Source organism: Pseudomonas sp. TE36184, assembly GCF_054060055.1.
This window is the reverse complement of record NZ_JBSSCU010000001.1, coordinates 446,178-467,094: the sequence shown is the minus strand read 5'-3', so window position 1 is coordinate 467,094 and position 20,917 is coordinate 446,178. Positions and strand designations below refer to the sequence as shown.

Genomic DNA, 20,917 nt, shown 5'->3' with positions numbered 1-20,917 from the left:
GCCGCTTGATCGAATAACGCGCCTTCACCGCCAAAGCCGAACACCGTCGCACCGAGACGGGCATCCTGCGCGTGACGATGTCGCCCGACTGCCGCCGCGCAGGGTTGGCGCAGCGAAAGCACAGCTCAGGTTTTGCGTTGATCACAAGGAGTTCTGGATGGCCGCACCAAGCAAGAAGATGAGCCTGTTGGGCCTGACCACCCTCGTAGCGATCAACATGATGGGCTCGGGGATCATCATGTTGCCGGCCAGCATGGCGCAACTGGGCGCGATTTCGCTGCTGTCGTGGGTCGTCACTGCGCTCGGTTCGATGGCGATTGCCTACGGCTTTGCTCAATGCGGGCTGTTCTGTACCCGCAGCGGTGGGATGTCGGCGTATACCGAGGAGGCCCACGGCAAGTCGGGGTTTTTCCTGTGTTCGTTTCTGTATTTTCTGTCGCTGATCATTGCCAATGTGGCGATTGCGATTTCGGCGGTGGGTTATTTGTCGTCGTTCATTCCGTGGCTGGGCAGCGGGCCGGGGCCGTTGTTCGTCGGCAGCCTGGCGCTGATCTGGCTGACCACCGTGGCCAACTTCGGCGGCCCGCGCATCACCGGGCGCATCGGAGTGGTCACGGTATGGGGCGTGATCATTCCAGTGGCGGGGCTCTGCGTGATCGGTTGGTTCTATTTCAAGCCCGAGGTGTTCACGGCCGCCTGGAACCCACACCAACGGCACCTGTGGGACGCCGTCAGTGCGAGTATTCCTCTGACCCTGTGGGCGTTTCTTGGCATGGAGTCGGCCGCCCAGGGCTACGACGCGGTGGAGAACCCCAACCGCACCGTGCCCCTGGCCTGCCTGCTCGGCACGCTTGGGGTGGCGGTGGTGTACGTGCTGTCGACTGCGGTGATCCAGGGCATCGTGCCCAATGCCGAACTGGCGGCGTCCTCCGCACCGTTCGCACTGGTTTACGCACAGATGTTCAGCCCCTGGGTCGGCAAGCTGATCATGGCGTTGGCGGTGGTGGCCTGTATCGGCTCGTTACTGGGCTGGCAATTCACCCTGGCGCAAACGGCCAAGATGTCGGCGGACCAACGCCTGTTTCCGCGGTTTTTCAGCCGCATCAGCGCCGCGAATGCACCGGTGCTGGGGCTGCTGGCGTGTGCCGCGCTGCAAAGCCTGATTGCCTTGTCGACCATCTCGCCCAGCGCCAGCGCGCAGTTCAGCAAACTGGTGAACCTGGCGGTGGTGACCAACCTGCTGCCCTACGTGACCGCCCTCACCGGCCTGCTGGTGATGATGTACAAGGCACACGCCAGCGCGACGGTGCAGGCGCGCAATACGCTGGTGGTGCTGGTGTCTGTGGGGTATTCGCTGTATGCGATTTATGCCTGCGGTGAAGAAGCGGTATTTGGCGCGATGCTGGTGCTGGCGTTCGGGTATCTGTTGTATGGCTTCCTGGCCAAGCGGTTTATTGGGGAACCGGCAGATTCCCCTGGCAGATGAAGATCAAAATGTGGGAGGGGGTTTGCCCCCGATTGCGCCAGTCGATACATGTATTGACTGAACCACCGCTATCGGGGGCACGCCCCCTCCTACAGTGCTTACCGCGTTTGCCTGAACTGATTATTTACGCGCCGCCTCCCACTGCTTGAGCAGGTCGCCGTAGGCCACGGTTTCGCCTTTGGGTTTCTCGTTGGCCAGTTTCGGCTTCGGCGCGCCCGGCTGGTCGAACCAGTATTGGGCGTCACGCTCCGGGTTCATTTTCGGACCGCACACCGGTTGCACTTTGGAGCGCTCCAGGCGCGTCATGATCGCGTCTTGCTCCTTGGCCAGGTTGTCGAGCGCCTGTTGCGGGGTTTTCTCGCCGCTGGCCGCCGCCGCAATGTTGCTCCACCACAATTGCGCCAGGCGTGGATAGTCCGGCACGTTGGTGCCGGTCGGGGTCCACTCGACCCGGGCAGGGCTGCGGTAGAACTCCACCAGGCCGCCAAGCTTCGGCGCCAGGTCGGTCATGGCCTGGGAATTGATGTCCGACTCACGGATCGGCGTCAGGCCGACGATGGTTTTCTTCAGCGACACGGTTTTCGAGGTGACGAACTGCGCGTACAGCCAGGCCGCGAGCTTCTGCTTCTCAGGCGTCGACTTGAGGAAGGTCCAGGAACCCACGTCCTGATAACCCTTCTTCATGCCCTTTTCCCAATAAGGCCCGACGGGCGACGGCGCCATACGCCATTTCGGCGTGCCGTCGGCGTTGACCACGGGCAGGCCCGGCTTGGTCATGTCGGCCGTGAACGCGGTGTACCAGAAGATCTGCTGGGCGATGTTGCCCTGGGACGGCACCGGGCCGGATTCGGAGAAGGTCATGCCCGCCGCTTCCGGCGGTGCGTAGGCTTTCATCCAGTCCACGTATTTCTGCGTGGCGAACACGGCGGCCGGGCCGTTGGTGTCGCCGCCCCGGGTGACGCTGGAGCCCACCGGGTGGCAGTCCTCGACGCGAATGCCCCACTCGTCCACCGGCAAACCGTTGGGCAAACCCTTGTCGCCGCCACCGGCCATGGAGAACCAGGCATCGGTGAAGCGCCAGCCGAGGGACGGGTCTTTCTTGCCGTAGTCCATATGCCCATAGATGCGCTTGCCGTCGATTTGCTTGACGTCCTCGCTGAAGAACTTGGCGATGTCTTCATAGGCCGACCAGTTCACCGGCACGCCGAGGTCGTAGCCGTATTTTTCCTTGAACTTGGCTTTCAGCTCCGGCCGCTCGAACCAGTCAGCGCGGAACCAGTACAGGTTGGCGAATTGCTGGTCGGGCAACTGGTAGATCTTGCCGTCCGGCGCGGTGGTGAAGGAGATACCGATAAAGTCCTTGATATCCAGGGTCGGCGAGGTGAAGTCCTTGCCTTCGTTGGCCATCAGGTCGGTGATGGATTCGGTTTTACCGTAGCGAAAGTGCGTACCGATCAGGTCGGAATCGTTGACCCAGCCGTCATAGATGTTCTTGTCGGACTGCATCTGGGTTTGCAGCTTTTCCACCACATCGCCTTCCTGCAGCAGGTCGTGGGTCAGCTTGATACCGGTGATTTCACTGAAGGCCTTGGCCAGAACCTTGGATTCGTACTCATGGGTGGTGAGGGTTTCCGACACCACGTTGATCTTCATCCCACGGAACGGTTCGGCGGCCTTGATGAACCACTTGAGTTCCTCGAGCTGCTGGTCGGCCGTGAGGGTCGACGGTTTGAACTCGCTGCCGATCCATTTTTTCGCCGCTTCTTCATACGCATCGGCCCAGGCCGTGGCACTCAAACCGCTGAGGGCCAGTACGGCGGCCAATGAAATGCTATGTCGCAGCTTATTGTTTTTATCGAACATAGAGACCTCCTGGTTGATTTCAAAAGGGACTACAAACGCCACACACCCCTTGTAGGAGCGAGCTTGCTCGCGAAAAACGCCCAGACACCGCGCACGCCCAGAAACGCCGCGTTATCGTTGACGAATTTCGCGAGCAAGCTCGCTCCTACAGGGAATAGAGGCATCCGCACTAGCCCCAACGCATCACACACAACAGCCATACAAGGGAGAGCGCGGACGCCACCCAGATGCTCCAGTCGGTTACGCCGATCACCAGCAGGTGCAGGTAGGCGCTACCGAGAAGACCGATAAACAAACGATCACCACGGGTGGTGCTGATCGGCAGAAACCCGCGCCGAGGGATACTCGGCGCGCGCAATTCCCAAGTGGTCATGCCCGCCAGAATCAGGGCGATACCGCCAAAGAACAGCGCAGTGGGGGTGGTCCAGGCCATCCATTCCATCATCGACTCCTCAGACCCGGCCCAGGGCAAAGCCCTTGGCCACGTGGTTGCGTACAAACCAGATCACCAGCATGCCGGGCAGGATGGTCAACACCCCCGCCGCCGCCAGTACGCCCCAGTCGATCCCCGATGCCGAGACGGTGCGGGTCATCACCGCGGCGATGGGCTTGGCGTTGACCGAAGTCAGGGTGCGCGCCAGCAGCAGTTCGACCCAGGAAAACATGAAGCAGAAAAACGCCGTCACGCCGATACCGGAGCCGATCAATGGGATAAAAATCTTCACAAAGAACTTGGGGAAGGAGTAGCCGTCGATGTAGGCGGTTTCGTCGATTTCCTTGGGCACACCCGACATGAAGCCTTCGAGAATCCACACCGCCAATGGCACGTTGAACAGGCAGTGCGCCAGGGCCACCGCGATATGCGTGTCGAACAGGCCGATGGACGAATACAGCTGGAAAAACGGCAACAGAAACACCGCCGGCGGCGCCATGCGGTTGGTCAGCAGCCAGAAAAACAGGTGCTTGTCGCCCAGGAAGCGATAGCGCGAGAACGCATACGCCGCCGGCAGCGCCACGCTCAAGGAGATCAGCGTGTTCAGGCTCACGTAGTACAGCGAGTTGAGATAGCCGGTGTACCAACTCGGGTCAGTGAAGATCACCTTGTAGTTGGCCAGGGTGAAATCCTGCGGAAACAGCGTCAGCCCGCCGAGGATTTCGGTATTGCTTTTGAAGGACATGTTCAGCAGCCAGTAGATCGGCACCAGCAGGAACAGGATGTAGATCAGCAGCGGTATGACTTTGCGCTTGCTCATGTTGGTGGCCTCAGCGGTTGGCGTCGGAATGGGTCATGGCGGTGTAGAACAGCCAGGACACCAACAGGATGATCAGGAAGTACACCAGGGAAAACGCCGCGGCCGGGCCCAGGTCGAATTGGCCGACAGCCATCTGGGTCAGCGTCTGGCTGAGGAACGTGGTGGCGTTACCCGGCCCGCCACCGGTCAGTACGAAGGGCTCGGTGTAGATCATGAAACTGTCCATGAAGCGCAGCATCACCGCGATCAGCAGCACACTTTTCATCTTCGGCAGCTGGATATGTCGGAAAACCGCCCAGGCCGACGCCCGATCGATACGCGCCGCCTGGTAGTACACATCTGGAATAGCGCGCAGCCCCGAGTAGCACAGCAGCGCCACCAGGGAGGTCCAGTGCCAGACATCCATCACCAGCACCGTGACCCAGGCGTCCATGGTGTTGGCCGCGTAGTTGTAGCTGATGCCCAGCGCATTGAGGGTAGAGCCGAGCAGGCCGATATCGGCGCGGCCGAAAATCTGCCAGATGGTGCCCACCACGTTCCACGGAATCAGCAACGGAATGGCGAGGATGATCAGCACCAGCGACGACCAGCGGCCCTTGGTCGGCATGGTCAGGGCGATGGCGATGCCCAGCGGGATTTCGATCAGCAGCACGCACGCCGAGTAGATGAACTGGCGCAGCAGCGAGTCGTGCAGACGCGGGTCGAGCAGCACCTGTTTGTACCAGTCGGCGCCGACGAAATAGCGGCTGGACTGGTCGAAAATGTCCTGCACCGAGTAGTTGACCACCGTCATCATCGGGATCACCGCACTGAATGCCACCAGCAGGAACACCGGCAACACCAACCACCAGGCCTTGTTGTTCTGCACCTTATTCATGGCCGCACCTCCAGCAGGTAATCGTCGGCGTAGAGCATCAGCCACTGCGCGGGGAAGCTGATAGAGGCGGTGCCTTCGGGCACCGGTTTGTCTTCGGCCAGGCGCACTTTCAGGGTGGCGCCGTCCAGGTTCAGGGTCAGGATCTTGTAGGTGCCGAGGTCTTCAATATGGGTGACGTCGGCTTGCAGTGCGTCAGGGTTATGCTCATCCCACACATGAATGAATTCCGGGCGGATACCCACCTGCAAGGTCGTGTAGGGCGTGTCGGCGAGGCGTTGCTGCACGGCCTCGGACAACCGCAGATGGGTGTCGGCAAAGCGCACTCCGCCGGCCTCGGCCTGCACTTCGATCAGATTCATCCCAGGGCTGCCGATGAAATAGCCGACAAACGTATGGCTCGGCCGCTCGAACAACTCCCGCGGCGTGCCGAATTGCACGATTTGCCCGCCGTACATCACCGCGATCTTGTCGGCGAAGGTCGAGGCTTCCAGCTGGTCGTGGGTCACGTAGACCATGGTGATATTGAACTGCTCGTGGATCTGCTTGAGCTTGCGTCGCAGTTTCCATTTGAGGTGCGGGTCGATCACCGTCAGCGGTTCATCGAACAGGATCGCCGAGACGTCGTCGCGCACCAGGCCCCGGCCCATGGAGACTTTCTGTTTTTCGTCGGCGGTGAGGTTGCGTGCCTTTTTGCTCAGCAGGCTTTGCAGGTCGAGGACTTCGGCGATTTCCTGCACCTTGCTGTGAATTTTCGCCTCGGCCATGCCCTGGTTACGCAACGGGAAAGCCAGGTTGTCGAACACCGTCATGGTGTCGTACACCACCGGGAACTGGAACACCTGGGCGATGTTGCGTTTTTCCGGGGTCAGCTCGTTGACCACTTTATGGTCGAACAGCACGTGCCCTTCGGACGGGCTGAGCAGGCCGGAGATGATATTGAGCAGGGTTGATTTGCCGCAGCCCGAAGGCCCGAGCAAGGCGTAGGCGCCGCCCTGCTCCCATACGTGGTTCATTTCCCGAATGGCGTAGTCCTCGGGACCTGTCGGCGTAGGGCTGTAGCTGTGCGCCAGGTTCTGCAAATGGATCTCGGCCATCAGGCAACCCTCGCGACACGGCGTCCGGGGGCCTGGACCAAACGGCCCTGGCCATCGAACACAAACAGTTTATGGGTGGGGATATACACACGGATCGGCGCGTCGACGTCGTACTCATGCACCCCCGGCAAGTGCAGCACCAGCAGGAAATGCTCGCTGCGCACATGCAGGAAGGTTTCCGAGCCGCTGATCTCGGCGACTTCCACGGTCACCGCCAGTTCGAGGTCGTCGTCGTTGCTGGGCACCAGGCTGATATGGCTGGGGCGCACGCCAAAGCGGAACTCGCCCTCGCCGATGGGACGCAGGTCAACATTGAGTGGGAAGTGTACGAAATTGGCGAAGCTCACTTCATTGCCGCTGATGCTGCCCGGCATCAGGTTGATCGGCGGTTCGGAAAACAACTCGGCGGCCAATACGGTCTGCGGCTGGTGATAGACCTCGGCCGCCTTGCCGCTCTGGATCACCCGGCCTTCGTGGAGGATGGTGGTGGTGCCGCCGAGTGCCAGCGCTTCGTTGGGCTCGGTGGTGGCGTAAATCGCAATGGTGTGGCGGGCCTTGAACAGCTCGCGCATTTCCTGACGCAGCTCTTCGCGCAGTTTGTAGTCCAGGTTCACCAACGGCTCATCGAACAGGATCAGTTCGGCATCCTTCACCAACGCGCGGGCCATCGCCGTGCGTTGCTGCTGGCCGCCGGACAGCTCCAGCGGGTGGCGCTTGAGGAACTTCTCGATGCGCAGCATCTTCGCGGTTTCCAGCACCTTGCTCTGGATCAGCTCGTTGGACACACCGGCCTGGCGCAACGGCGAGGCGATGTTCTCGAACACGGTCATGGTCGGGTAGTTGATGAACTGTTGATACACCATCGACACGTTGCGCAGGCGCACCGGTTTAGCGGTGACATCCACGCCGTTCATCAGGATGCGGCCGCTGTCGGGCTTGTCCAGGCCGGCCATCAGGCGCATCAGGCTGGTCTTGCCGGACAGGGTGCGACCGAGCAGCACATTGAAGGAGCCGGCCTCGAAACGCAGATTGGCGTCGTCGATCCAGGTCTGGCCTTCGATGACGCGGGAGACATGTTCCAGGGTCAATGACATGACACGCCCTTTTTTATTATTGGAATGAATCTGGCCAGTGGTCACAGCGAGTTTCGTGCCAACCGCAGCAGGTGCTTGATCCACAAGGAAATGCACTGAAAGCGAGGTTCGGGAGCGAACAAAAATGAACAATTCGGACTGAACAACTGAACACTCAGCGGGTTGACAATGAACAGTTCTGAACAACACTGTTTGAACCCGATTGACTGAACAACGCAGAACACATGCGGGAGGGGCGGTGCGACTATTCGACTTGCCCCCTCCCACATTGACCGGGTGACATCCGTTAGATTGCGCAAGACCCAAAAACAATAAAAAGAAGGTCTCCATGGCCGAACCGCTGACTCACGACACCCTCATCCAGGAGTCCTGGCGCCGCTGCCGCGCATTCGGCCTGGACCACCAGAGCCCACCCAGCTTTGACCAACTGCCCGCCGAGGGCATCAGCCAATTGCTGGAGAGCCAGCATTCCCTGGTGCAGACCACCCACCAGGAAGTGTTGCCTTACTACGAGAACATCCTGAGCAACTCCAACTGCCTGATCATGCTGGCCGACAACCAGGGCCAGGTTTTGACGTCGTGGGGCACCCAGCGCTTTATCGACCCCAAGTTGGCCCGTGGCTTCAGCCCCGGCGCCAGCTGGATGGAGCGTTCCAGCGGCACCAATGCCATCGGCACCGCGCTGGCCTGTGCCCAGGCGGTGCATATCGAACACGATGAACACTTCCTCAAGGCCAACCGCTTCATGACCGGTTCGGCGGCGCCGATCTTCGACGCCCAGCGCGAAATCATCGCGGTGCTGGACGTGTCCAGCGACAGCTACCTGCCGCCCTCCCACACCCTGGGCATGGTCAAGATGATGAGCCAGACCGTGGAAAACCGGCTGATCCTCAACCTGTTTCGCGGCGAGCATTTCCAGCTGACCTTCAACACCGGGCTGAACAACCTCGACAGCCAATGGGCGGGCTTGCTGATCTTTGATGAAAGCGGCCAGGTGTTATCGGCCAACCGCCGCGCCGACAACCTGCTGGGCATCAGCCTGTCGCGGGTGATGATCGACCGCTTGTTCAAGGTGTCGATGCTGGAGTTACTGAATCAGCCGGAGGGTTTGCCGTTCTCCTTGCAGGCGGCCGGCCGCAATCGCTTCCAGTGTTTGTTGAAGCGGCCCAAGCAGATGCCGGTACACGCGCGGGTTTTCAGCGAACCGGCACCGCCGCAAGCCGCACCGATCAGCCTCAAGACCCTGCATTTTGGCGATGTGCGCGTGGAAAAAGCCGTGCGCCAGGCCGAGCGCCTGCTGGAAAAGGACATTCCGCTGCTGATCCACGGTGAAACCGGCGTGGGCAAAGAGGTATTCGTCAAAGCCCTGCACCAGGCCAGTTCGCGCAGCCAACAGGCATTTATCGCGGTGAACTGTGCGGCGATTCCCGCTGAGCTGGTGGAATCGGAACTGTTCGGCTACGAAAAAGGCGCCTTCACCGGCGCCAATCAAAAAGGCAGCGTCGGCCTGATCCGCAAGGCCGACAAGGGCACGCTGTTTCTCGACGAGATCGGTGATATGCCACTGCCGACCCAGGCCCGCTTGCTGCGGGTCTTACAGGAACGCTGCGTGCAACCGGTGGGCAGCAGCGAGTTGTTCCCGGTGGATTTGCGCATCATCTCCGCCACCAACCATGTGCTACGCGAGCAGGTGCAGGCCGGGCGCTTCCGTGAGGATTTGTACTACCGCATTGGCGGGCTGACCCTGGAGTTGCCGCCACTGCGCGAGCGCACTGACAAGCGGGCGTTGTTCCAACAACTGTGGCAGCAACACCGCGAACCGAAGCAATGGGCCGGGCTGAGCGCCGAGGTGTTGGCGTTGTTCGAGCAGCACCCGTGGCCGGGCAATTTGCGCCAGGTCAGCAGTGTGTTGCAGGTGGCGTTGGCCATGGCCGAGGAGCAGCCGATCCGCCCGGAGCATCTGCCGGACGACTTCTTCGTCGATCTGAACGTGACGGCGCCGCTGCCCACCAGCGCGCCTCTGGAGGACAGCATTGACCTGACGCGGCGCTTGAAAGCGGCAGGCGGGAATATTTCCCACCTGGCGCGGGAACTCGGCGTGAGCCGCAACACCCTGTACAAGCGCCTGCGCCAAGGCAATGACTGAAACCCGGGCAGCAATCGACCGCTGCCCTCAGGCTTGAAACCGCCTCGCCCGCACGCGACACTGCGCCGCTCCATCACGAGGACACCGCCGATGACCGCAACCGCCGCCACCGTTTCTGCACGGGAGGCTTATCAAGTGCTCAAGGATATGGCCCTGGAAACGCGGGTCATCAGCGCCTGCGCGGCAGCGGATGACACGGTGAGCGTGGAAACCGACGGCTGGCGGATGGTGCTGCTGACCCAAGGTACGGTGCTGGTGGGGTGCCAGCACTGCCGCTCACCCGACGGGCGGCATGGCTCATTGGACAGCTGGCAACGCTATGGCACCAACCCAGTGGCATTGATGAGTACGTGGGAGCACGCGCAAGTCGAGCGCCTGTTGTCGGTGTCTCAGCGCCAGCTCCACGACACGCCGGTGTAGATGCCCCGACCGTCCCCGGGCGTGGAGCGGGCGGCGTCCAGGCCATTGTCGTCATAACCCGGGGTGACGGTGTTGGCGTAGCGGCGGTTGGTCAGGTTGCGCAGGTCGACCCAGGCTTGCCAGTCCTGCTGCGGGGCGTCGTAGCCGAACGTGGCGCCGAGTAAGGTATAGGCCGCCGCGTAGTAGGAATTGGCGTAATCCACCGCCACCCGCGAGGAATGCTCGGTGTTGAGGCTGGTGTAGAAACCGGTCGGATGGCTGTAGCGCAACTGTGCCTGGTAGTAGTGCTTGGGAATGCCCGGCAAGGTGTTGTCGCCGAAGCGGTCGTCGTTGCGGTAGTGGAAGTCGCTGAAGGTGTAAGCCTGGCGCAGGGCGAGCTTACCGCTGCCGCCGCCGTCCCACAGCGGGCTGAGCAGGCTCAGTTCGACACCTTGGTGAACCGTGGGGCTGGCGTTGGCCTCGGCGAGGATCGCGTTGCTGGTGGGGGTCTGGGCCTGGGTTTCAACGGTGAGCAACTCGTGGCGCACTTCCGAGCGGTACAGTGCCAGGTCCCATTGGCCGAACCACGCGTCACCACGGCCGCCGACTTCCAGGGTGGTGGCGGTCTGGTTTTTCAAACTCACGCCTTCGCGTTGCAGGCCGGTGGCCGGGCCGCTGCCCGGCCCGAAGTATTTGTTGGAACCCCAGATCATCGACCAGGCATGCGGCGGCTCGACCGAGCGGCTCAGGTTGCCGTACACCTGCAATTGCGGGGTGAAGTCATAGCGCAGGCCGATGCGCGGCGCATAGTCCCAGTCATGTTGACTGAGCGGCGCCTGGCCGTCGGGATAGGTCACCTGGGTTTCGCGGCGGGTGTAGATCGCGGCCAGGCCGGTGGTCAGCCACAGGTCCGGGACCAGTTCCAGGTCGTTGCCGATATGCAGCACCGTGTCGGAGCCCAGGTAGCTGTAGTCGCGGGTCTTGGTGCCGGGGGCATAGCCTGCGGTATTGCCGACAGGAATTCGCACGTATTCCGACGCGCCATTGTTGGGCATCGCCTGGGTGGTGCGCAGGCCGATCGTGGTTTTACTGTCGTGACCGAACAGGGTGTCCTGGCGAATGTAGTTCAGCGTGCCGCTGATATCGGTGTAGGCGACTTTCAGGCGATTGGTGCCCTCGCGCAGGTCCATCGGGTAGTCGTGATAGGCCAGGCCGACTTCGAGCCGTGCGTTGTCGTCGAGCTGCAACGTGGTCTTGTTGGCGATCCAGGTGGAGCCCGGTTGCAGGCGTTTTGAATCGCGGGCGGCGTTGAGGCTGTTGGCGGCACGCGGATCATGGCTGATCTGGTAGCGCGTGAGCTTGCCTGGCGTGTCGTTGGTGGTTTCGCGGTAGCGAAAGTAAAAGCGCGTCTCCAGGTTCGGGTTGAAACGGTAGCCGAAGTTGGCCGCGACGCCCTTGCCCGTGCCGGCGCTCTGCTGCTGATAGCCGTCGGATTCGGAATCGGTGAGGCTGATGTAATAGTCGGCATCTCCCAGCACCTGGCCCGAACTGATCTCGCGCTGGGCATAACCACGACTGCCCGCTTCGTAGCGCACTTGCAGCTTGGGGGCGTCGTAGCCGGTGTGGGTCACGTAATTGACCGCCCCACCCAGGGCCAGCGCGCCCCGGTCAAAACCGTTGGCACCGCGCAGCACCTCGACGCGGCTTTGCCACAAGGGGTCCTTGAGTTCATAGGGCGTACCGCCGGGGCCTGTCAGCGGCAAGCCGTCGAGCGTCTCGTACAACCCGGAAGCATGGGCGCCGGGGCTGCGGTTGAGGCCCGAGCCACGGATCGAGAGTTTGACGCCTTCATTATTCGCCGCCTTGGCGTACACCCCAGCCTGATACTTGAACACGTCCTCGTTGGTGCTCACCCGCCCCTGTTGCACGCTGCCCATGTCGATGTAATTGGTGCCGCCGGGCACGCGCTTGAGCTGCGCCTGCGCCACTTCAGCCGCGCTGGCCTCGCTGGTGGTGACTTCGACCGGCGCCAGTTGCAGGTCTTCGGCCTGCACAAGGGAACTGAGGGTCAGGGCAGCAAAAAGCAGCGGGGGTTGGCGCAGCAACATGGGGCGGGTCCTTGGAATGCGGGGGCGTGAAGGCCAGGCCTCGCACGCGAACTGTGATGGGAAGACCGGGACGCTCGCCAGGTCACGCCTTATTCACGGCGCAGAGCCTTCCCGGTCCCTGAAAAAACTACCTGTCTCCTAGCCCGCGGCGGACGCCAGCGCGCACATGAAGTCATCCGCCTCCGACCCCGCCGGAAAGCGGAACCCGTACATTTCGTCGGTCGTCAGAATGCTGTTGAGGGCGTCGCGAAATTGCGCTTCGGTCGGCGACTCCTGCAGCAGTTTGTGTGCCGGTAACAACAGCTCGGCAGAAACGCCTTGCGCACTCGCGGCGTCAATCACCGCAAACAGGATAAATCGCAGGCGGATTTCGCGATCCGTGGGCCAAACCGTTTTTCGCTTACCCAAGGTAGGGCCTCATATTTAAGAAAAGTCCGAGGCTATTGCCGACAGATGGGCGTTTCAAGCAGTACAGTGCAAGATAGGGCACTTCCTACAGAGGAAACGGAAACACCGCACTCAACGGTCCTAACGCTCACTGCACCGGCAGAAAATTCATCAGCAACAGGCTTTGCGCGTAATTGACGCCAATGCGTCGGTAGCGCTCATCGAGCATCTGGGTCAGCAGGTCGAGCCGCGCGACGATCTTGCCGAACTCGACGGCGAAACTGAGGTTGCTGCCCTCCTCCGAGATCTCGTTGGAAAACAGCAGCAGCACGCCATTGGCATCCTGACGCTGGCTGAGCAGCCAGGTGGCCTTTTCGATATTGCGCGCCGCGTTGCTGACGAATTGCGGGTTGATCGTGTCAGAGATATAGAACCGGGTGCGCCCGCCATGTGCAGTCACCAGCATGCTGCCAATCGCATAGATAAACGCTCCGACCCGATCGCCGCGAAACTCGGGGCTCAAGGAGTAACTCAGGGCCGCCAGATCGCGACGATCCCCCAGGGCGGGCAGCGGTTGACGGTTTTCGATGGCCGAACGGATTTCCCGCGCCGCGCTCACCGCGTCCAGGTAACCCGACTGCCGCCACTGGTTGGGGTTGCGCAGGTACAGCTTGTTCATCAGCAGATACAGGCTTTGCAGGTTATCGCGCATGCCGAGGGTGGCCATGCGGTCGACGCTGGTCTGGAGAAACTCATCAGGCTTGCCATTGCTGAATTGCCTGGCGATATCGCGCCCCTGTTGCTGGCTGCAGGCGGTGGTGCAGAGCAGAAACACGAGGACGAGCCAGCGCGGGCGGTTCATCCATCGGCAGGTAAGAGGCGGGAACGTATGATCCATCGGCACCAGGTCTAGTTCTTATGTCCACACGCAGTATGAGTATGGCTGGGATAGAGATAGATCCGAAAAATCCGAAAAAGTGCAGGATTGGGCAACAGAACATCCGGAAGGTCATGAGAAATGCCCAGCGCATGTCAGTGGGTTTCGCAACAAAGCGACCTCAGGGCCGGTCGGCACCCGAATCAGCACAAGCGCGTAACGATCCGCAGATTCAGGCTGCCAAAACGGGAACCTCAACCTTGTAGGGCAAGCGTCGGACATAGCCTCCCGCCGACAAAGAACGCGTTATACAAACAAAAACGCCAGCTTCAGCAGAGCTGAAACTGGCCGTCAATGCGTTGCGTCTTCCGGGCTTGACCGGCGATCGTCCGCTTAGAAAATCGAGATTGGGTAATCCACGATCAGACGGGTTTCGTTGTAATCCCCTTCCGCCTGATCAGCGTTACCGCGGTGCCAGGCTTGACGCACGCGCATCGACAAGTCTTTGACCGGGCCGCTCTGCACCACGTATTTGGCTTCAAAGTTGGTTTCATGGTGCTTGCCGTCAGCACCATAACCATAGGCACGGTAGGCGCTGCCGACCGGCATGTGCGTGCCGTCGATATTGTCACCGTTGAGGTAGCGCGTCATAAAACTCAGCCCTGGCACGCCATAAGTCGCCATGTTCAAGTCATAACGGGCCTGCCAGGACTTTTCGCCTGGGCCGTTAAAGTCAGAATATTGAACCGAGTTGGCCAGGAAGATGGAGTCGGCCAGATCACCCGACTTGTTATTACCCACGGCCACATAGTCGAACGGCGTGTCGCCGTGAACCTTCTGGAATGCCAGTGTGACGGTATGAGCACTCAGGAAAGAGTACGCCGCTGCCAACGACCAAGTGGTGTTGTTGATGGAACCGGCTTTGGACTGGCCGGAGTCGGTGGTGCGGTAGATGTTGAAGTCCAGGTTCAATGATTGATCGGCAGTGAACGGAATCGTGTAGTTGGCATTACCGTAGTATTGATGCCAGACGTCCTTGAGGTCCGAGGCAAACACGCTCATGGACAAGTTATCGGTCAGCGTGTACTTGCCACCGAGGTAGTCAATGCTCTTGGCCGGTATGTTGGCATAACCGGCATACAATTCGTGGCTATTGTTGGTCGTGGTCGGACCGTTACTGCTGGTGAAGTGCCCGGCGTCGAAGTTCAACCCTTCAATTTCGCTGCTCAACAGGTTGAAGCCAGTCGCTGTTTGAGGCGTGGCGCGAGTACCCGCCGTGGCCAGGACCGGGTTGTTGGGCTGCAAGTTGCCATAATGCAGTTCAGTCTTGGAGAACCGTGCCTTGATCGACGCGCCTGCACTGCTGAAGTCATTCTCCGGTCGGCCGTTGCTGTCGACCGGCAAGTTGCCAGAGCCTGCATTGCCTTTGCCACCGTCCAGCTTCACGCCCCAGTATCCGTAAGCATCTACACCAAAACCGATGGTGCCTTGGGTGAAACCGGAGGAGAAGTTGCCTTGTATCACCTGCAACCAGTCCTGTTTATCACCCGCCGAATTCTTACCGTCACGATCAAAATAAAAGTTACGAAGCAGCAGGTTCAAACTACTGCCTTCAACAAACCCCTTGGCAGTCGCTTGGTCCTCCACACCCGCGGCTGACGCTAGTTGACTAGCACCCAGCGAGACCGTCAGCGCCACCAAATTCCACTTAAAAGACATTGTTTGTTCCCCTGTTTTTAATAGAGCTGCCTCGTCTCTCAACGCACAGTCAGCAGGGTCTCCCCTGAAGTCAGGCGGTCAAAAGCGAAGAGTCATAAGTCGATGGCAGATGAGAAGGTTTCTAAGTCGCAACGCATTGACTGCGCAGCGCAAGGTACCGTTTTATAACGGTTTATTTTTAGTACAGGGCAGAGCCTAAGGTGAAAAACTTATAACACTTTCCCGCCGATGGAATGACCTCGTTTCCCGTGAAAGTAATTTTCCATTTCTGTAACAATTCAGGTTTATACAAGACAGCCGGACGCGTGAAATGAGCTGGACATCGATGTTTCGCATACATCTAAAGTCCCAACTGCACGATGAAAACGGCACGCTCTGAGCCTGGATATCCGCAAAGGGCCAAACTGATTCAGGCGTTCTTGGGGCTCCCTTATCGAGAGCGGCGAATGCCGCAATATTTAAAGCAACGTTGTGCTAGCGTACCTGTAGGACGGATTACATGATGGTCTTAGACGCATGCCTCGAGGTCGATACGACTACAAGCCTCGAGACAGGACATCACATCGTTATAGAGCCAGCCTGCAGGTATCGCAGCGCCATGGGGGTACAGAACCTGATGACACACATTGCCCCATTGCACCCCCTTGATTCGAGTCACGATCACCCACTCATAACGGCCGCGTTGTGAACGCTGAGCTACCTCATTCAGGTTCGCAGACGCCGCTTGAGGGTTTGTGCGAGGCAGAGGTGCAGCAACGTCTGGCGCAGGACGGGCCGAACGAACTCCCCGCCTCCCGCCGACGCAGCGCCTTGCGCCTGATGTGTGACGTGGCCTTCGAGCCGATGTTTCTCCTGCTGGTCGCGTGCGGCGCTTTGTACATGGTGCTGGGCGATGTCCAGGAAGCCCTGATGTTGCTGGGCTTTGTCTTCGTCGTGATGAGCATCAGCTTTGTCCAACAGCGGCGCAGTGAACGCTCCCTGAATGCGTTGCGGGACCTCTCCAGCCCAAGGGCTAAAGTGCTAAGGGAAGGTAAGGAGTGCAGCGTTCCCGCGCGGGACCTGGTCGTTGGCGATGTTGTGATGCTGGCTGAAGGCGATCGCGTACCCGCTGACCTGCAACTGACAACATGCGCCAACCTATCAATTGATGAGTCCTTGCTGACCGGAGAATCCATGCCAGTCAGCAAGCTGGTCGCGCCGCAGTCTCATACACTTGGTGATCCAGCGCCGCCGCCAATGGATGCGGCCCTAGCGCAGGCATTTTCAGGCACATTGGTCACGTGCGGCACCGCCCAGGGACGTGTCACCGCCACAGGCGAGCGCAGTGCGCTGGGCCGGATTGGCCAGTCACTGGCAGACATCGAGGTGGAACCCACCCCGACACAACAGCAAACGCGTCGTGTGGTCAAGCGGGTCGCTGTCATAGGCCTGGCGCTGGCGGCGGCGCTCGCTATCGCTTTCGGGCTGCTGCGCGGTGACTGGCTGCATGGGATGCTGGCGGGCCTGACGCTGGCGATGGCAATCCTACCGGAGGAATTGCCGGTTGTACTGACGCTCTTTCTAGGCCTCGGCGCCTGGCGACTCGCCCGTGAGAAGGTGTTAGCGCGTAGCATCCCTGCCGTCGAATTGCTCGGTGCGACCACCGTCTTATGCGTCGACAAGACCGGTACGCTGACGGCTAACAGAATGACGGTCAGGCGCCTTTGGTCCGAGGAGGCTGAGTATGAAGTCGCCAGAGATGGTACTGACGGCGGCACGCCTTTGCAGGAGGCGCTCCATGGTGTGCTTGAGTACGCGGTTCTCGCCAGCCACCGCCATGCTTTCGACCCGATGGAGTCGGCCATCGGCGAGACCGGGCAGAGCCTGCTGGCGCTCACCGAGCACCTTCACGCCGACTGGACGCTGATCGACGACTATCCCTTGTCACCCCAGATGCTGGCAATGTCGCGGGTGTGGCAATCACCGAATCAACGAGAGCGACTCATTGCCGCAAAGGGAGCGCCCGAGGCAATCGTCGATTTGTGCCATATGGATCCCGTTCGCAGCGCGCGCATTGCGGCTCAGGTGCTGGCGATGGCGGCAGACGGCCTTCGCGTTCTCGGCGTCGCACAGGCGACCTTCGCCGCCGAGGTATTGCCCGGTTTACAGCACGACTTCGACTTCAGGTTTCTAGGATTGGTCGGGCTCGAAGATCCGATTCGTCCAGATGTGCCGCAGGCTATTGCCGAGTGCCGAGCCGCCGGCATCCGTGTGGTGATGATGACGGGCGACCACCCGGCCACAGCGATGTCGGTCGCCAGGCAGGCCGGGCTGGGCACCGATGCGCCGGTGATCACTGGAACCGAACTGTCCACACTGAACGATTCTGAGCTGGCCGCACGACTGATCACGACGCAGATCTTCTGCCGTGTTCAGCCAGAGCAGAAACTGCGCCTGGTACGCGCGTTCCGTGCACAGGGTGATGTCGTCGCCATGACCGGCGACGGTGTCAACGACGCGCCTGCACTGAAGGCAGCCGATATTGGCGTTGCGATGGGTGCGCGTGGCACCGAGGTCGCACGCGAGGCGGCCGCGCTGGTTTTGCTCAATGATGATTTCGAGTCGTTGGTGACCGCCGTGCGCTATGGCCGCCGCATTTTCGCCAACTTGCGCAAGGCGATTGTGTTTGTGGTGGCCGTACACGTGCCGATCGTCGGCCTATCGATGCTTCCAGTGCTTTTCGGCTGGCCGATGGTGCTGATGCCGGCGCACATTTTGTTCTTGCAACTGATCATCGACCCTGCCTGCTCGGTCGTGTTCGAGGCCGAACCGCTTGAGCCGGATGCGATGAAGGCTCCTCCACGTCGAAAGGAGCAACGGTTGTTCGACAGCGCAGTGATGATACGCGGCCTCTGCCAGGGCATTGGCTTACTGATACTGCTTCTCGCGACGTATGCGGGTATGAGGTTCTTTGCGCCGGTAGCGTCTGAGCAAGATGAGCTTGCGAGAACACTGACCTTCGTCGTCCTGGCGCTGGCCAACCTCGCCCTGATCCATACCAATAAGTCATGGGGCCGCACGCGCTGGGTGGGGCCTGGCGCGTTTGGCACCCAGCTCAGTTGGATCGCTTTCGCAACGTTGGCCATGTTGGCGATAGCGCTGTTTTTTCCGCCGGTTACCCAGCTGTTCTCATTCGTGACACCCGCGCCAGTACTGCTACTTTTCGCATTTGGCATCGTCGCGCTGAGCGTAATGTGGTTCGAAGTCGTGAAATGGCTAATACGAATGAGGAGCGGGCATAGCGACTGAGCGAAGCCTTTCGTGCTGATCCCCGAGTTCGCCAGGGGCTGCACATGTCGCAACCCAGGCGAGGTTTGTTCAGCAGCTAATCGCTTAGATTGGCTCCCAGCTTTGGAAAAGCAAACCGGATCAGCAGCGCAACATCGGGTGCTTCGCCCCTCGAACATTATCGGGTAACGCGGCGAGTGGACTCGTCACGTTGGCGAACCTCTCACTCGGGTCAACGCCTTAATAAAAGGTGTACGGCAGGATTCGAACCCTGGAATCGCCAGTAACGTTCACTGGCTTCCAGGAGTCCAAAGTAACTTTTTAAAACAATACGTTAGATTCTAATAATTACCGCACCAAGGCACTTTTGAATGCGTTGGAGCCCGCGCCGATCTTGGGGCGCATAAGGTTGCAGAAATCATTCCGCCCCCCCCCGCGTGCTGCCGATCGAACACTATCGCCAATAGTCGTAGTGAAACATCCGGGGGCCGCTGATAATCTGCGACCACGTTCGCCAGCCGTTTAGGGATGGAGGCGAAAATAGAAGCCCTGGAGCCGCGAACCTCCGGGGCTTTGCTTTTTTGGCGCAGGCTGACACCCAACTCTTCTGGGCATTTTTCCTTTGGCCCTAAATTGTTCAGGGCGCTGGGCGAAATCCCTTTCAGTACCGACATGGCCGAAATCGGAATGGTTGTTATGTGCCTTGATCTTTCCCGATAGACACGTTCGATTGCCCCCCGCCGGATTGTTTGGTTGTCATGGATTTGGTGTGTTTGTGCATTGGCATAGCCGTGAAGCAAGCCTACGATCAGCCCCTGAGACAGCCGACCTTGCGATTGCTCATGGTCGCGTTTAGCGCGGATACAAAAACGCCCGCGTGGCGGCGGGCGTTTGGCATAGATCGTCGAAGCGTTATCGCCTTAATCGAAGGCGCCGTTGAGGACTTCGTAGATTATGCCGGAAGCAATTGCGACCAGTATCAAGTCCGTGCCTGCCTGCTGCCATTCGTAGCCGTCGTAATGTGGAAGTCTGCCCAGCAATCGACCATCAAGCTTCTTGGCGATGCCTGGAGGAAGAGGCTTCCCTCTGGCGAGGTTCTTTTGTATTCCGGGTGGCAGTGAAGGGCCTGGGCTCCAGTAGTCACGGTAGCCGCCGAGCACTCCCAATACGCTGCCCCGGTCAATGCTTGGCCCGCGAGACCAGTCGTCTCCGCTGGAACCTTTCCCCTTATTACCCTGGTTGCCATGACCTTGACCACCTTGTGAGTTGCCTTTTCCATTGCCTTGACCTTTCCCATTGCCAGGGTCTGCGAGTGCAGCCACCGAGCCAACGGCCAAAGTAAGGCAGATAGCAGCTACAAGCGTGCGTGATCTAAACATGACTGTCTTCTCCGGAAGGGAATGCTCCCTGAAATGTAGACGGTATTGAAGGTTTTAGTTCCGTAATACCCATCCCACTCGCTGCATCCGTTAACGGAGCGTGGCGCCCAACGATAACCGCCGATTAGGCCCCCTCCAGGTTAAAAAATTGCGGGATCAGGTGCTGCTTTCGATTTCACCAATCGTCGATGCCTTACACCCAGCACTGCCAAACACGTACATACATTCCCCTTGTATTTGATAGCTTAAAGCCATCAAGCGGCATGCCTCATGCGCAGAGCCACCTTGGACAAGACGTGGACGTCTGGCAATCATCACTCATTGGTGAATTGTTTCTATCAGGGAAGAGGATCTGAAGCGGGTGACCGCCACCCCATCCTCCATAGCCAAATGCTCAGGCATGCACGCGCGCCTATGGCTGACCCTGCCCGACCAAAGCGTTAAGCATTGGTGCCTTCCCAGGAATCTGTTTTGCGACCAACAGTCGTTGCCCAGGAGCACCCTCAGGAAATGGATTCCGGAAACCATTCAATAGACGGGGCGAACTCCGAAAAGCCAAACGAGTAGGAACTTAAATATGGAGATTTATAGTATGTCAGCTCAAGAAAACTACGTTGGTGTTGGCGGATGGACTGCTTACCACGAACTGACTCCAAAGGACCATGCTGTATTCAAAGAAGCCTTGGAAGGCTTTGTGGGGGTGCAATACACCCCTGAGACGGTTGCAACCCAGGTCGTCGCCGGCACAAACTATCGCTATCACGCCAAAGCACAGCAGCCTGGTTCGCCAGCAATCTGGGCAGCAATCGTAGAAATCTACGCCCCCCTCAAAGGTAAGCCGCACATCACCCAGATCATTCGCATCTAAGCGCGCTTAACACCCTTCGGGTCACGCGAGGATTGCGGGACTCGAAGGCTGATCGCGCGCCCTTGCTTGTGCTGCGTTTCTGGCTTCTCCCTCCCCTGGA

General features: G+C 59.8%; 16 protein-coding genes. 5 read left to right on the top strand and 11 right to left on the bottom strand.

Features of this window, described 5'->3' with window-relative positions; translation table 11 throughout:
* Positions 1 to 157: 157 nt before the first annotated feature.
* Positions 158 to 1,486, top strand: a complete 1,329-nt coding sequence (gene potE, locus ACVWZP_RS02220) for a putrescine-ornithine antiporter (RefSeq protein ID WP_457369330.1) — start codon at positions 158 to 160, stop codon at positions 1,484 to 1,486.
* Between the two features lie 120 nt (positions 1,487 to 1,606).
* Here potE and ACVWZP_RS02215 read toward each other — a convergent pair whose 3' ends face one another.
* The 6 genes from ACVWZP_RS02215 to ACVWZP_RS02190 form a co-directional block, all read right to left on the bottom strand.
* Entirely contained in the window at positions 1,607 to 3,349 is a 1,743-nt protein-coding gene (locus ACVWZP_RS02215; RefSeq protein WP_057004393.1) for an ABC transporter substrate-binding protein, read from the bottom strand.
* Positions 3,350 to 3,518: 169 nt separating this feature from the next.
* A complete protein-coding gene (locus ACVWZP_RS02210; protein WP_010567825.1) occupies positions 3,519 to 3,791 on the bottom strand; it encodes a DUF2160 domain-containing protein in 273 nt (90 codons plus the stop codon).
* A gap of 10 nt (positions 3,792 to 3,801) precedes the next feature.
* Entirely contained in the window at positions 3,802 to 4,602 is an 801-nt protein-coding gene (locus ACVWZP_RS02205) for a carbohydrate ABC transporter permease (RefSeq protein WP_017846707.1), read from the bottom strand.
* A 10-nt stretch (positions 4,603 to 4,612) separates the two neighbouring features.
* Positions 4,613 to 5,479: a carbohydrate ABC transporter permease gene (locus tag ACVWZP_RS02200; RefSeq protein WP_003192014.1), complete on the bottom strand. Its 867-nt coding sequence runs from the start codon at positions 5,477 to 5,479 to the stop codon at positions 4,613 to 4,615.
* Positions 5,476 to 6,573 carry an ABC transporter ATP-binding protein gene (locus ACVWZP_RS02195; protein WP_017846709.1) on the bottom strand — a complete coding sequence of 366 codons (1,098 nt, stop codon included), beginning with the start codon at positions 6,571 to 6,573 and terminating at the stop codon, positions 5,476 to 5,478. The genes ACVWZP_RS02200 and ACVWZP_RS02195 overlap by 4 nt, the downstream gene beginning before the upstream one ends.
* Entirely contained in the window at positions 6,573 to 7,667 is a 1,095-nt protein-coding gene (locus tag ACVWZP_RS02190; protein WP_102618745.1) for an ABC transporter ATP-binding protein, read from the bottom strand. The genes ACVWZP_RS02195 and ACVWZP_RS02190 overlap by 1 nt, the downstream gene beginning before the upstream one ends.
* A gap of 328 nt (positions 7,668 to 7,995) precedes the next feature.
* Here ACVWZP_RS02190 and ACVWZP_RS02185 point away from each other — a divergent pair, with 328 nt between their 5' ends.
* Positions 7,996 to 9,813, top strand: a complete 1,818-nt coding sequence (locus ACVWZP_RS02185) for a sigma-54-dependent Fis family transcriptional regulator (RefSeq protein WP_108525129.1) — start codon at positions 7,996 to 7,998, stop codon at positions 9,811 to 9,813.
* A 90-nt stretch (positions 9,814 to 9,903) separates the two neighbouring features.
* Complete coding sequence (locus ACVWZP_RS02180; RefSeq protein WP_057004397.1) at positions 9,904 to 10,233, top strand: DUF7693 family protein; 330 nt, start codon at positions 9,904 to 9,906, stop codon at positions 10,231 to 10,233.
* Here the strand turns inward: ACVWZP_RS02180 and ACVWZP_RS02175 are convergent.
* The 4 genes from ACVWZP_RS02175 to ACVWZP_RS02160 all read right to left on the bottom strand — a co-directional run bounded on the left by ACVWZP_RS02175 (position 10,203) and on the right by ACVWZP_RS02160 (position 15,303).
* Entirely contained in the window at positions 10,203 to 12,320 is a 2,118-nt protein-coding gene (locus ACVWZP_RS02175) for a TonB-dependent receptor family protein (protein ID WP_457369329.1), read from the bottom strand. The genes ACVWZP_RS02180 and ACVWZP_RS02175 overlap by 31 nt on opposite strands.
* A 138-nt stretch (positions 12,321 to 12,458) precedes the next feature.
* Complete coding sequence (locus ACVWZP_RS02170; RefSeq protein ID WP_169883889.1) at positions 12,459 to 12,728, bottom strand: hypothetical protein; 270 nt, start codon at positions 12,726 to 12,728, stop codon at positions 12,459 to 12,461.
* Positions 12,729 to 12,855: 127 nt separating this feature from the next.
* Entirely contained in the window at positions 12,856 to 13,569 is a 714-nt protein-coding gene (locus ACVWZP_RS02165; protein WP_017846714.1) for a hypothetical protein, read from the bottom strand.
* A gap of 408 nt (positions 13,570 to 13,977) precedes the next feature.
* Positions 13,978 to 15,303 (bottom strand): OprD family porin, encoded by a 1,326-nt coding sequence (locus ACVWZP_RS02160; RefSeq protein ID WP_026139991.1) that lies wholly within the window; start codon positions 15,301 to 15,303, stop codon positions 13,978 to 13,980.
* A gap of 684 nt (positions 15,304 to 15,987) precedes the next feature.
* Here ACVWZP_RS02160 and ACVWZP_RS02155 point away from each other — a divergent pair.
* Complete coding sequence (locus ACVWZP_RS02155; protein ID WP_301556358.1) at positions 15,988 to 18,591, top strand: cation-translocating P-type ATPase; 2,604 nt, start codon at positions 15,988 to 15,990, stop codon at positions 18,589 to 18,591.
* Positions 18,592 to 19,490: 899 nt separating this feature from the next.
* On the opposite strand, the gene ACVWZP_RS02150 is transcribed toward ACVWZP_RS02155, so the two are convergent.
* A complete protein-coding gene (locus tag ACVWZP_RS02150; RefSeq protein WP_261754900.1) occupies positions 19,491 to 19,949 on the bottom strand; it encodes an RcnB family protein in 459 nt (152 codons plus the stop codon).
* Positions 19,950 to 20,541: 592 nt separating this feature from the next.
* Between ACVWZP_RS02150 and ACVWZP_RS02145 the strand changes: the two genes are divergently transcribed.
* Positions 20,542 to 20,817 (top strand): hypothetical protein, encoded by a 276-nt coding sequence (locus tag ACVWZP_RS02145; protein ID WP_046385245.1) that lies wholly within the window; start codon positions 20,542 to 20,544, stop codon positions 20,815 to 20,817.
* The last annotated feature ends 100 nt before the right edge of the window (positions 20,818 to 20,917 follow it).

Coding starts and splice junctions, on each gene's coding strand:
- potE (WP_457369330.1), top strand. CDS start 158: ATGGCCGCACCAAGCAAGAAGATGAGCCTGTTGGGCCTGACCACCCTC.
- ACVWZP_RS02175 (WP_457369329.1), bottom strand. CDS start 12,320: ATGTTGCTGCGCCAACCCCCGCTGCTTTTTGCTGCCCTGACCCTCAGT.
- ACVWZP_RS02165 (WP_017846714.1), bottom strand. CDS start 13,569: ATGAACCGCCCGCGCTGGCTCGTCCTCGTGTTTCTGCTCTGCACCACC.
- ACVWZP_RS02160 (WP_026139991.1), bottom strand. CDS start 15,303: ATGTCTTTTAAGTGGAATTTGGTGGCGCTGACGGTCTCGCTGGGTGCT.
- ACVWZP_RS02190 (WP_102618745.1), bottom strand. CDS start 7,667: ATGTCATTGACCCTGGAACATGTCTCCCGCGTCATCGAAGGCCAGACC.
- ACVWZP_RS02195 (WP_017846709.1), bottom strand. CDS start 6,573: ATGGCCGAGATCCATTTGCAGAACCTGGCGCACAGCTACAGCCCTACG.
- ACVWZP_RS02185 (WP_108525129.1), top strand. CDS start 7,996: ATGGCCGAACCGCTGACTCACGACACCCTCATCCAGGAGTCCTGGCGC.
- ACVWZP_RS02180 (WP_057004397.1), top strand. CDS start 9,904: ATGACCGCAACCGCCGCCACCGTTTCTGCACGGGAGGCTTATCAAGTG.
- ACVWZP_RS02150 (WP_261754900.1), bottom strand. CDS start 19,949: ATGTTTAGATCACGCACGCTTGTAGCTGCTATCTGCCTTACTTTGGCC.
- ACVWZP_RS02145 (WP_046385245.1), top strand. CDS start 20,542: ATGTCAGCTCAAGAAAACTACGTTGGTGTTGGCGGATGGACTGCTTAC.
- ACVWZP_RS02210 (WP_010567825.1), bottom strand. CDS start 3,791: ATGGAATGGATGGCCTGGACCACCCCCACTGCGCTGTTCTTTGGCGGT.
- ACVWZP_RS02215 (WP_057004393.1), bottom strand. CDS start 3,349: ATGTTCGATAAAAACAATAAGCTGCGACATAGCATTTCATTGGCCGCC.
- ACVWZP_RS02205 (WP_017846707.1), bottom strand. CDS start 4,602: ATGAGCAAGCGCAAAGTCATACCGCTGCTGATCTACATCCTGTTCCTG.
- ACVWZP_RS02200 (WP_003192014.1), bottom strand. CDS start 5,479: ATGAATAAGGTGCAGAACAACAAGGCCTGGTGGTTGGTGTTGCCGGTG.